General features: G+C 35.8%; 10 protein-coding genes. 5 read left to right on the top strand and 5 right to left on the bottom strand.

All coding sequences use genetic code 11. The annotated features are described in order from the left end of the window. Positions 1–19 precede the first annotated feature (19 nt). Entirely contained in the window at positions 20–295 is a 276-nt protein-coding gene (locus ABWU32_RS07040; RefSeq protein WP_010082632.1) for a helix-turn-helix domain-containing protein, read from the bottom strand. Between the two features lie 25 nt (positions 296–320). Beyond that, positions 321–521 (bottom strand): 50S ribosomal protein L33, encoded by a 201-nt coding sequence (gene rpmG, locus ABWU32_RS07045; protein ID WP_015589280.1) that lies wholly within the window; start codon positions 519–521, stop codon positions 321–323. A gap of 149 nt (positions 522–670) precedes the next feature. On the opposite strand from rpmG, the gene ABWU32_RS07050 reads away from it, so the two are divergent. The 5 genes from ABWU32_RS07050 (at position 671) to ABWU32_RS07070 (ending at position 7476) form a co-directional block, all read left to right on the top strand. Then, entirely contained in the window at positions 671–2443 is a 1773-nt protein-coding gene (locus ABWU32_RS07050) for a ribonuclease E/G (RefSeq protein WP_353278618.1), read from the top strand. An 86-nt stretch (positions 2444–2529) separates the two neighbouring features. Next, positions 2530–4452 (top strand): molecular chaperone DnaK, encoded by a 1923-nt coding sequence (gene dnaK, locus ABWU32_RS07055; RefSeq protein ID WP_012673300.1) that lies wholly within the window; start codon positions 2530–2532, stop codon positions 4450–4452. 70 nt (positions 4453–4522) lie between these two features. Beyond that, positions 4523–4807 carry a BolA family protein gene (locus tag ABWU32_RS07060; protein WP_007549117.1) on the top strand — a complete coding sequence of 95 codons (285 nt, stop codon included), beginning with the start codon at positions 4523–4525 and terminating at the stop codon, positions 4805–4807. Between the two features lie 7 nt (positions 4808–4814). Then, a complete protein-coding gene (metC, locus tag ABWU32_RS07065) occupies positions 4815–6056 on the top strand; it encodes a cystathionine beta-lyase (protein WP_012673299.1) in 1242 nt (413 codons plus the stop codon). Continuing rightward, the gene (locus tag ABWU32_RS07070; protein ID WP_265027887.1) at positions 6031–7476 is read left to right on the top strand and encodes a Mur ligase family protein; all 1446 of its coding nucleotides are present in this window, start codon (positions 6031–6033) and stop codon (positions 7474–7476) included. The genes metC and ABWU32_RS07070 overlap by 26 nt, the downstream gene beginning before the upstream one ends. Here ABWU32_RS07070 and ABWU32_RS07075 read toward each other — a convergent pair. From ABWU32_RS07075 to uvrA, 3 genes are all read right to left on the bottom strand, one after another. After that, complete coding sequence (locus ABWU32_RS07075; protein WP_015589276.1) at positions 7447–8157, bottom strand: ComF family protein; 711 nt, start codon at positions 8155–8157, stop codon at positions 7447–7449. The genes ABWU32_RS07070 and ABWU32_RS07075 overlap by 30 nt on opposite strands. Positions 8158–8272: 115 nt before the next feature. Then, positions 8273–8917 (bottom strand): hypothetical protein, encoded by a 645-nt coding sequence (locus ABWU32_RS07080; RefSeq protein WP_141457257.1) that lies wholly within the window; start codon positions 8915–8917, stop codon positions 8273–8275. Between the two features lie 54 nt (positions 8918–8971). Next, complete coding sequence (gene uvrA, locus ABWU32_RS07085; protein WP_141457255.1) at positions 8972–11767, bottom strand: excinuclease ABC subunit UvrA; 2796 nt, start codon at positions 11765–11767, stop codon at positions 8972–8974. Positions 11768–12183 lie beyond the last annotated feature (416 nt).

The raw sequence follows: 12183 nt of genomic DNA on the forward strand, positions 1-12183 counted from the left end.
TTTATTTGTCCTTTACATATTATGCAGGTTTAGAATTATGCTTTATTCTTACGTTTATGTCTTGGCCCAATACAATCAATAAGTTAAGCAAGTATTCTAAGGAGAACCCTTCGATTTTTGACCTATTGATTTGAGATACTTTAGGTTGATCAATCTTTAGAGCGTTTGCTGCTTTTTTCTGTGTTGTGTACTTCTTACTTATTAATTGTGCAATGACCTTTATTAATTTCAGTTTTGTATCTTTCACATCCCCCAACTCTACTATTATAGGATAACTTAATTGTAAATTTTGCATAATAATAAAATCCCTTATAAAAAAATTACTTTAGTTTTTCTTCTTTAAATAACACATGCCTTCTGACTACTGGGTCATACTTCCTAAACTCCAGTTTTTTGGTAAGCTTTTTTGGATTACGCTTTTTTACATAAAAATAACCTGTTGATTTTTCTTCACCAGTTTTTGTTGTCTTGATTGCAGTGCTAACTAACTTAACGAGCAAAGAAGCATTTTTTTTCGCCATACTTATAATGATATAATAAATTCTATGCGAGTTTATTACGCAAAACACTAAAAGTCAACCGAATAATGCAGATCGTAAAATTCTTGACAATCAACAGTGCATTAAGTAGCATGAAGTTAACTTCAGAATGAAAAGCAAACGGTAAATAAGTGGTAAATAGTGGTAAAAGGTTATTATTGATAGAAAATTCCACCTGTTCTAATGAGGTAAGAGTTGCCTTGTCAGTTAATAATAAGGTTGTAGAATTTGAACAAGAATTCAAGGAAAAAAAACAATTAAGAGGTAATATATACGTTGCTTATATAAAGCGTATAGAGCCTTCTTTGCAAGCCGTATTTATCGAATATGGAAAAAATAAGCAAGGTTTTTTGTCTTTTTCCGAGATATCTCTAGATTACTTCAATATTCCAGAAAAAGAAAAGGAAACTATCTTTGAGAGCTACTCAAATGACGATTATACAGAAAAAGGGAACGATACCATAGCAAATGTCTCTTCAGATTCTGCAGCTAGTAAGAATGTCAACGAGTCAGGTAGTGGTTTTGTAAGAGAGGTACATTTATATAAAAAATACAAATTACAAGATGTTATTTCAGTAAATCAAAAAGTATTGGTTCAGCTAACTAAAGAGGAACGAGGCAATAAAGGAGCTTCATTTACAACATACATAACTTTAGTGGGTAGATACTGTGTTTTCATGCCAAATTCCATGAGTAAAGGTGGAGTGTCTCGCAGAATTGAAGATGCTAATGTCAGAAAGCAGTTAAAGGAGATACTGAGTTCAATAAACTTGCCAAAAAGGTCAGGTTTAATAGTAAGAACTGTTGGTTCAGGAAAAAATAAGAAAGAAATTGAGCAGGATTACAATTACTTATCCTCATTATGGCAGAGCATTCAAAAAAATGCCTTCTCTGTAAACGTTCCATCATTAATTTACAATGAAGCAGATGTAATTATGAGATCTGTTCGTGATTTTTGTAGCGATGGTATAGAAGTTATAGTGTCTGGAAAGGAAGCTTTTGAGGCAGTTAGGCAATATGCTAACAATGCACTAAAAGGTAGTAAGTTGCGCTATAGATTGTATAGAGGTTATGCTCCGATCTTTACTTACTACGGAATCGAAGATCAAATTTCTGAGTTATATAGCAATAGAGTAGAATTGCCATCTGGTGGGTCTTTGATAATAACTTTAACTGAGGCGTTTGTTTCAATAGACGTAAATTCAGGAAAGATGACAGGAGAAGATAGCATAGAAGAAACAGCTTATAGAACCAACATGGAAGCAGTACCTGAAATATCAAGACAGGTGAATCTTAGGGGCCTATCAGGATTAATAGTAGTCGATTTTATTGATATGTTGAAATATCAGTATTGCAGAGCTGTTGAGTCTGCTATAAAGCAAGCGTTTAAAGATGATAAAGCTAAAGTTCAATTTAGCTACATAAATGACTTTGGTTTAATGGTATTTTCAAGACAAAGAATTAAACCAAACATACAAGAAATTAATACTACAGAGTGTTTACACTGCAAAGGTACTGGAAGAGTAAAATCAAACGAAGTAATTGTTTCATCAATACTAAGGGATTTACAACATATTGCTAACAAGAATCGAAATAAGTCTTTTGATTTAGTAGCACACAGTGCAGTTATAGCGCACATTTTTAATAACAAACGCAATACAGTTTCTACAATCGAAAAAGAGTTTAATATTACATTGAACGTTAGTATTGATAACAGTTTAGATGTAAATACATTTGTTTTAAAACAAGGAGATGATGTTAATTTAAACGGTTATAAGCCATTACAGAACTCTGGATACCAAATTGGGGATAGCAGCAATGAAGAAGCTGATAATTCAAATAAACTACGAGGCAATTTTTGGCTGACTAAGTGGCTTTCGCGCCTTTTAAGTTCTAATAACTAATTAGAAACCTAAATTGGGCTTGTAATTAATGAGCCCTATACTTATATATTCTTATATCAGATAATATTTACAATGGGGTACTCATTATGGGAAGAGCAATAGGCATAGATCTCGGAACAACAAATTCTTGTGTTGCAATAATGCAGGGCAAGGATACAAAGGTAATAGAAAATAAAGAAGGGGCAAGAACTACTCCATCTATAGTTGCATTGACTTCTTCAGGAGAAAGGTTGATTGGTGCTCCAGCAAAAAGGCAAGCAACCACCAATGCAAGTAATACCTTTTTTGCTACTAAGAGATTAATAGGCCGTCAATATAGTGATCCTGAGATGAAAAATCTAAGTGTACCATACAAAGTATTTGCAGCAAAAAGTGGTGATGCATGGGTTAAAACAACTGATAATAAAGAATATTCTCCTAGTCAAATTGGTGCATTTATACTACAAAACATGAAAGAGGCAGCAGAAGCTTATCTTGGAGAGGAAGTAAAAGATGCTGTGATAACAGTGCCAGCATACTTCAACGACTCTCAACGTCAAGCAACAAAAGATGCAGGAAAAATTGCCGGATTAAATGTACTCAGAATAGTAAATGAACCGACTGCTGCAGCACTTGCTTATGGTCTTGATAAGAAACATGGGCACACAATAGTAGTATATGACCTTGGTGGTGGTACATTTGACGTTTCAATACTTGAAATAGGTGATGGAGTTTTCGAAGTGAAAGCAACAAACGGTGATACCCATCTTGGAGGTGAAGACTTTGATAATGGAGTAGTGAGTTATTTACTAGATGAATTCAAGAAAAGTAATGGCATTGATTTGAAAAATGATCCAATGGCTATGCAAAGAATCAAAGAAGCTGCTGAAAAAGCGAAAATTGAATTATCAAGTGCAATGGAAACGGAAATAAATCTACCGTTTATTACAGCTGATGCAAGTGGTCCAAAACACTTAAATATGAAATTAACGAGAGCAAAACTTGAAAGCTTAGTGAATGATTTAATCGAAAGAACTATGGCTCCTTGTAAAAAAGCTCTTGAGGATGCTGGTTTATCTGCTAGTCAAATTGGCGAAGTGGTTCTTGTTGGTGGCATGACTCGTATGCCAAAAGTCATAGAGAAAGTTAAAGAATTCTTTGGCAAAGATCCACATAGAGGAGTTAACCCTGATGAAGTTGTAGCAATTGGAGCTGCAATACAGGCGGGGATCATTCAAGGTGATGTAAGAGATGTGTTACTACTTGATGTGACCCCACTTTCTCTTGGTATTGAAACTCTAGGAGGAGTATTCACTCCACTTATTGAGCGTAATACTACAATTCCTACTAAAAAATCTCAGGTGTTTTCAACTGCAGAAGATAACCAAACAGCTGTTACAATTAAGGTGCATCAGGGTGAAAGAAAACTGGCAGTTGATAATAAGCTACTCGGTCAGTTTAGTTTGGAAGGGATACCTCCTGCTCCGCGCGGAAGGCCACAAATTGAAGTGACATTTGATATAGATGCAAATGGAATAGCACACGTTTCTGCAAAAGATAAAGCTACTGGAAAAGAGCAAAAAATACGCATTCAATCTTCAGGCGGTTTATCTGATGATGAAATAAATCGCATGGTAAAAGAAGCTGAAGAAAAAGCGCAAGAAGATGAAAAGCGCAAAAAGTTTATTGAAGTGAAGAATCAAGCGGATAGCTTAGTCCATTCTACAGAAAAGTCTCTGACAGAGTATGGTGATAAAGTTTCACCAGAAGATAGATCTGCTATTGAAAATGCAGTTAACGAATTAAAAGAAGTTAGTAAATCTGATAACATTGATGACGCTGATTCAATACAGCAGAAAGTCACTAATCTTTCTCAATTATCTATGAAACTTGGAGAAGCTATGTATCAAGCATCTCAACAAAATAGTGCTGAAAATGGCTTTTCATCAGAAGGAAATCCAAATGATAAAGAGGAAAAAGTAGTAGATTCTGATTATCAAGACATAGATAATAAAGAAGAGAATAAGTAATTGCGATTGTCATCCAAGTAGCTGATACTGGGATGACAAGAGGAGCATATTGTTGCTTAAAGAAACCATTATGGATATTATTAAAACGATAGAAGAAAAGATACACGATTCGATAGATGTAATTGATATCAACATTATCGATGAATCAGCAAAGCATGCTGATCATTATTTTGCTTCATCTTCAACACTACCTTCACATATCAAGCTAATATTGATATCTGACAGCTTTATCGGAATGAACACTCTCAAAAGGCATAAATTGATCTATGAATTATTAAAGAGTGAGATAGAGCTAATACATGCAATTTCTCTTCACTTGTATACGCAAAACGAGTACAATTTAAAAAATAAATAATAAAAATGTGAAGGAAGAGTCTTTATTAGTTAAAGCAGGAAGAAAATTTAAGGACTATAAAGGTTCTATGAACCCGCCAGTTTATCATTCTTCTACCATATTATTCCCTACTTACAAGGACTACTTAAATGCAGCAAATGGAGAAAGTATATACGATGTAATCAACGATGATGTTGCAAGAGATTACAGCTATAGTAATGTTGGTACTCCCACTGTTCATTATTTTTCAAATGCACTGGCTGAAATTGAAGGGAGTGGACAAGCGCTTATTTTTCCTTCCGGACTATTTGCACTTACTTTTGCTATTTTGACTTTCACTAAAGCAGGTTCTCATGTTTTAATTCAGGATAACAGTTATTACCGACTCAAGAGATTTGCCGAAAATGAGTTACCAAACAGGGGAATAGAAGTAACTTTTTATGATCCAACACAGGATATAACTGATTTAATTCAGAGTAATACTTCATTGATAATGATCGAGACTCCTGGTTCTGTAACGTTTGAGATTTCGAATATAGAGCATATAGTAAAAGTTGCTAAAGAACGTGGAATCGTAACCGTTTGCGACAATTCATGGGCCACTCCTTTGTTATTTAAGCCGCTTGATTATGGAATTGATGTTGCACTATATGCGGTAACAAAGTATCTAGCCGGTCACTCAGATTTATTGATGGGGACTATGATTGCTGAAGGTGAAATTTTTAAATTGCTTTATGAGAGCTATAAAAATTATGGAGTAACCATTCAATCGCACGACTGTTATCTTGCACATAGGGGACTAAGAACACTGCACACACGTATGAAAAAGTACCAAAATACAGCAATGGAAGTGGCAAAGTGGCTAGAAGCACAGCAAAAAGTTAGAAAGGTTTTATATCCAGCACTTCCCTCCCATCCTCAACACGAATTATGGAAAAGTTACTTTAAAGGAGCAAGCGGCGTATTCAGTATAGTATTGGGTAGAGAATATTCATGTGAAGAACTAAGCTGCATGGTTGATCACATGAAAATTTTTGGTATCGGTGCTTCTTGGGGAGGGTGCGACAGTTTGATATTACCAATAGATCGTAGATCTATGTCAAGATCTGTAATGAATTCAGATTATGGTGGAAGTTTTATACGGATATTTTGTGGACTGGAAGATCCTGAAGATTTAATCTTTGACCTTAATGACGCACTAAAAAGGTTACCATGTTTAGACTTTCAAAACGATGAAGTAGGACATGAAACTGAGAGAATTACTGCATAACATTATTGATGTTAACTTTGATATTGAAATCAAAGGCGTCACATGTAATCCCAAGAAAATCAAGGAAGGTTATCTTTTTGTTTGTGTGTCAGAAAGGGATAGGATTTACATAGATCAGATATTATCTTGTGGAGCTAAAGCGATAATTGCAAGTGATTGCATAACAGAAGCTTCAAGCCTTGGTATCATTCCAACGCGTGATGCTGGAATCTGTATCTTCCACCCAAACCCTCAAGAAATATACAGCGAAATAGTCAGCAGGTTTTATCAATTCAAACAGCCAAAATATGTTGCTGCTGTAACAGGCACAAATGGCAAGACTTCAGTAGTAGAATTTTGCCGCCAGATCTGGCAAAACTCTGGCTATAATGCTGCGTCTATTGGAACAATTGGAACATGCATCAATAATGGCAGAAAAGGTAATAGCAACAGCCTTACCACTCCAGGTGCAGAAGACCTTTACGCAACATTGCGTGGTATAAGTGTAGAACACTTAGTGTTGGAATCATCAAGTCATGGGATTGATCAATACAGAATCCATGGATTAAAGTTGAGTGCTGCAGCTTTTACTAATTTCTCGCAAGATCATTTAGATTACCATAAAAGTCTTGGTGGATATTTAGAAACTAAAAAAAGGTTATTTTACGAAGTATTACCAGAAGGAAAAACAGCGATTTTAAATGCGGATATAGATGAATACGGCGCATTGCTTAAAATAGCTGAAAAACGCAGTAATAAAGTTGTGACTTATGGAAAAAAAGGCTCTGATATTACTTTATTAGAGCAAATACCAACTCCAAGTGGTCAATACCTTACAGTAAAAGTTGATAACCAAATTTACAATACATTTTTCCCAGTTTTAGGAAAATTTCAAGCATATAATCTGCTATGTGCAATTGGTATATCTGGATTAAATTACAGAGAAATATGTGTGGATAAACTCATTTTCCCGTCAGGAAGAATGGAGAAAGTGAAACCTTTTGCATTCGTGGATTACGCTCATACTCCAAGTGCGCTTAAACAAGCCCTATTGTCTTTAAAATGGCACTTCAATAAAAAAATAGTTCTAGTTTTTGGATGCGGTGGCAATCGTGATCAAACAAAACGCGCAGAAATGGGTAAAGTAGCACAAATATATGCAGACAAAGTGATAATCACGGATGACAATCCGCGTGATGAGAATCCTGCAGAAATTCGTCGTGGTATTTTACTACATTGCCCTGATGCGCTAGAGATAGAAGATAGAAGAGAAGCTATAGAGAAAGGAGTAGATATTGCCTATAATGAGGGTATGATTCTGCTAGTTGCAGGAAAGGGGCATGAAGGATACCAAATCGTGAGCGGCCAAACTTTTGAATTCAGTGATGTTGAGGTTATTAAAAATCACGTTTTAACATGCTACCGTTCTTGCAAGCGATAGCACTCTCACTTCTCTTGCACCAGAATTTAAAATTTCTTGAGAGCAGGACCTTACAGTTGCTCCAGTTGTTACTACGTCGTCAACTAATATCACGATTTTATTTTCGATAATTTTCTTGTTGCTTATGCTAAAAGCCTTCTTTAAATTTTTTTCACGCTGCTTAAGTGAAAGACCAGCCTGAGGGATAGTATGGCGAGGACGTTTTATTGCAAATGGCGTATAGGATAAATTGGATAACTTAGTCAACTCTTTTGCAAGCAGTGCTGCTTGATTATATTTACGTTTAAACAAACGCATTTTATGTAACGGTATAGGAATTACGACCTCTGCGTTCTGAAACGTATCCTGATTAGCTTGGTGTATCCACTTTGCATAGATTTTTACGTAATTCAAATTATCAAAAAATTTGAAATTTATAATCATGTTTTTACTATGTTGATCATAAGCAAAAACTGATCTTAATACTTTAAACGGTGGAGGATTGATGATGCACTTACCACACGTATAAATATTGTCTGAGATTACTACGCCACAAACATTGCAGTAATGCTTAGTTAGAAAATTGATTTTTTTGTTGCATTCACTACACAGATTAAGATTTTCATCAATGATACATTCGCAACTTACGCATACGCTTGGAAATATGAGATTTGTAGCTTTTTTTAGTAAGAGAAGGTTCACAACTCATTAAATATATTATAAAATAATTTATATAGTATAGCTAAAGTAACTTAAGCTTACACTCTTTCACTTTTTATTCCATTTCAATATAGTTCATGCTGCTGAAAAGCAGAACTTATAACTCAGTTTGTGGTATACCATTGACTGAAGTAGTCTTTGAATTATCCTTAGATAAAAATTGATGTTTTTCTGGCTTCTGTACTTCACTCAACTTACTTTGCACTTTGTCACAAGCCCACACAAGTGGCGTTATGATTGACGCGGCAGCCCAAATGATAGCAGCGCAAGCATAACTTACAATCTTGTTAAATACTCTAGCTACTGCATTAGCACAATCTTGCCCCATTTCTAAAAATATGTTTGAATAATTAACGAATGATTTTGTATCCGTTTTAAAACAATAGTCCCCTGTTATTTTTGACAATAACTTGACTGGAAAGTATGACAAACATGCCACTATCAAAAATAAAGGTTGCAATATTATGTTGGCTGCTAAAATAGCACTCAGTGCACACAATGAATACACTTTCTCTGCTCTGTAACCCACGTATTCACAATTATCATTGTTTTTATAATACTTGTTATAATCATCTTTACTCTCAACTCCACAAATTACATCTTTCACAGGTCCTAGCACATTATCAACGTAATGTACGGACTTATAGAAACTACTTTCTGGAACTAGTGTGCAATCTTCTGCTCTCTTAGCAGGTACAACTCCATATTCAACGTACCTTTTAAAGTATCGATATACTGACATTACCCTCTCCAAATCATAAATATGCAACATAGTCAATAATGATTAAGAAATAGTTTATAATAAATATGTTTTAAGATACCTGCCTGTAACACTTTCTGGAATTTTTACCACTTCTTCTGGAGTTCCAGTAGCAATCACTTCTCCGCCTTTTATTCCGCCCTCTGGTCCGATGTCTATTATATAATCTGCAGTTTTTATAACGTGCAAATTGTGCTCGATAACTATAACAGTGTTTCCCAGATCGACTAATCTATGGAGTATTTTTAGTAAGTTATTTATATCTTCAAAGTGTAATCCAGTTGTTGGTTCATCAAGAATATACAATGTTCTTCCGGTAAATCGTTTTGATAGCTCTTTAGATAGCTTTATTCGTTGTGCTTCCCCCCCAGACAACGTTGTTGACGACTGTCCGAGTTTTATATAGCCAAGTCCCACTTCCTGCAAAGAAACCAACTTTTCTTTTACCATTGGAAGGTTTTCAAAAAAAACACAAGCTTGATCTATCGTCATATCAAGCACATCAGAGATTGATTTTTCTTTATAAGTAACTTCCAATGTTTCCCGATTATACCTTCGCCCTTTACATTGCTCACACTTCACATAAACGTCCGGTAGAAAATGCATCTCTATCTTTAAGTGCCCATCACCTTTACAAGCCTCACACCTTCCCCCTCTGGTATTAAATGAAAACCGGCCTATATTATATCCCCTTGCTTTTGACTCCGAAAGACCTGCAAACCAATTTCTTATATGAGTGAACATACCAACATATGTTGCTGGATTTGACGCAGGAGTTCTACCAATTGGCGACTGATCAACTTCTATAACTTTATCTATATATTCAAGGCCTTCTATTCTATCACACTGACCATACCTTGCAGACGAATGATGTATCTTATGTGCTGAATATTTATATAACGTTTCTATGACTAAACTTGATTTTCCCCCTCCTGATATTCCAGTAACACAAATAAGATTCCCTATAGGAAATTTAACGTTCACATTTTTTAAGTTATTTTCACATGCATTTATTACTTTTATGAACTGAGTTGCTTGCTTTCTTCTCCTTGGAATTAAAATTTTTTTCTCTCCACTCAAATATTGCCCTGTTATGCTCCCCGAATTTCTTTGCACCTGGTCTGGTGTTCCTTCTGCAACAACTTTTCCACCATTTACGCCAGCTCCAGGACCAATATCAATCGCATAATCAGCAGCCATTATTGTATCTTCATCATGCTCAACAACGATTACAGTGTTACCCATGTCTCTTAAGTTTTTTAGTGTGGCAATTAACCGATCATTATCACATTGATGAAGGCCAATCGAGGGTTCATCAAGAACATATAAAACCCCCGTTAATCCTGAGCCAATTTGCGAAGCAAGTCTGATCCTCTGACTCTCGCCGCCAGAGAGAGTGCTAGATTCTCGATCAAGCGTTAGGTAATTCAACCCTACATTCTTTAAAAATGTTAGCCTCTTGATTATTTCACTTAGTATTTTATTTGAGATTTGCTTCTGTTGTTCTGTGAGCTTGTCTGGCAAATTTTCAAACCACTTAAGGGATTCATCGATACTAAGCCCTGATATTTCACCTATATGTTTGCTATCAATTTTTACTGTAAGCGCTTCTTTTCTCAATCTATAGCCAGTGCATTCTCTGCAGTGAGTAACAGAGCAATATCGCTCAACAAGCGTTTCATCATAATCCATCTGGTTTTCTAAGATACTGACCAAACCTTGAAATTTACCGAAGCCAAAGAGTATCATATCTTTTACTTCTTGATCTATGTTCTTCCACGGAACATCAAGGCTAAATTTACAATTTTCAGCCAGTGATAGAATTGCACTTTTTAAAAATCCATAACCTGTGTGCACTTGACGGAACATTGATCCCACTGGCTTTAAAGCGCCTTCAGATATTGAAAGAGTTTCATCTGGCACTATCAGCTTCACATCAATAGCCAGCTTTTTACCAAGCCCATTACACGAACCACATGCACCGTAAGGGCTGTTAAAAGAAAATAATCTTGGTTCTATTTCCTCAAGAGTGAAACCAGACTCGGGGCATGCAAAATTCTCTGAAAAAGTCAGAATTTGACCATTTTTATACTCGGAATGATGGTTGTCAGGTAGGTTTACTATTTCTACATACATTAGACCATTACCAAGTTTTAGTGCGGATTCTATACTACTTGGCAGTCGATTTCCTATATCGCCCAATATTGATATTCTATCTGCAACCACAAAAATGTCGTGTTTCTTGTTCTTATCGAGTTTAGGCAAGTCATCTACATTGTACACTTCACCATCTATTTTGAACCTTACGTAACCTTGTCTTTTAATTTCCAATATCTCTTTAAGATGTTCTCCCTTTCTACCACGCACAACAGGGGCAAGTATATATATCTTAGTTTCTAAAGGTAACGCAATTATAGTATCTACAATTTGAGACACCGTTTGTTTTGTTATTGGTAATCCAGTTGCAGGTGAATAAGGAACTCCTATTCGTGCATATACTAAGCGCAAGTAATCGTAAATTTCGGTAACAGTTCCAACTGTTGACCTTGGATTTTTTGAGATCGATTTCTGGTTGATAGATATTGCAGGAGAGAGACCTGTAATCGACTCAACATCTGGTTTATCCTGAATGTTGAGAAATTGACGCGCGTAAGCTGACAGGCTTTCAACGTACCGGCGTTGGCCTTCTGCATAAATCGTATCAAATGCAAGGCTAGACTTGCCAGAACCACTTAGCCCAGTTATAACAACTAGCTTATTTTTCGGTATATTGACGTCTACACCTTGCAGATTATGTTCCCTTGCGCCCTTAACTCTGATAAAATCGTCCATATTATACCATATAGCGTATTAACCATTATAGCCTCAAAATACGTGAATTTATAGTGATATATTGATTTTCTATTGATTTTTTCAACTGTTACGGAGAATTAAGCAGCGTTTGATAAATCGTCATTCCGCTACTTGTTAGCGGCTGAGATACCGCGACGGTATGACGGTTAAGTAGGCCAGTGCCCCTATGATGTCATCCCAGTGTCAAGCACATAGCTGTACGAACGTTGTAGTTTAGGAGCAATTCCCACCAGTGGGCCAGTGCCCAGACACTGGTTCTATGCAACTTAATTAAAAACGTTTGTTTTAGCGTAAGACAACTACCTTTAGCTCATCAGCTCAGTTATAAGCAAAATTTCTGGATTCCAGACTGGAATGACACCATTTGCTGTGCAATTTACCTTCAAAAATGAATG

The organism is Wolbachia endosymbiont (group A) of Udea olivalis (assembly GCF_964028365.1).
GTDB lineage: Bacteria > Pseudomonadota > Alphaproteobacteria > Rickettsiales > Anaplasmataceae > Wolbachia > Wolbachia pipientis.

What these genes read in the sequence shown, in the direction of transcription:
- ABWU32_RS07080 (WP_141457257.1), bottom strand. Translation starts at nt 8,917, where the DNA reads ATGTCAGTATATCGATACTTTAAAAGGTACGTTGAATATGGAGTTGTA.
- dnaK (WP_012673300.1), top strand. Translation starts at nt 2,530, where the DNA reads ATGGGAAGAGCAATAGGCATAGATCTCGGAACAACAAATTCTTGTGTT.
- ABWU32_RS07070 (WP_265027887.1), top strand. Translation starts at nt 6,031, where the DNA reads ATGAAACTGAGAGAATTACTGCATAACATTATTGATGTTAACTTTGAT.
- ABWU32_RS07040 (WP_010082632.1), bottom strand. Translation starts at nt 295, where the DNA reads ATGCAAAATTTACAATTAAGTTATCCTATAATAGTAGAGTTGGGGGAT.
- rpmG (WP_015589280.1), bottom strand. Translation starts at nt 521, where the DNA reads ATGGCGAAAAAAAATGCTTCTTTGCTCGTTAAGTTAGTTAGCACTGCA.
- ABWU32_RS07060 (WP_007549117.1), top strand. Translation starts at nt 4,523, where the DNA reads ATGGATATTATTAAAACGATAGAAGAAAAGATACACGATTCGATAGAT.
- uvrA (WP_141457255.1), bottom strand. Translation starts at nt 11,767, where the DNA reads ATGGACGATTTTATCAGAGTTAAGGGCGCAAGGGAACATAATCTGCAA.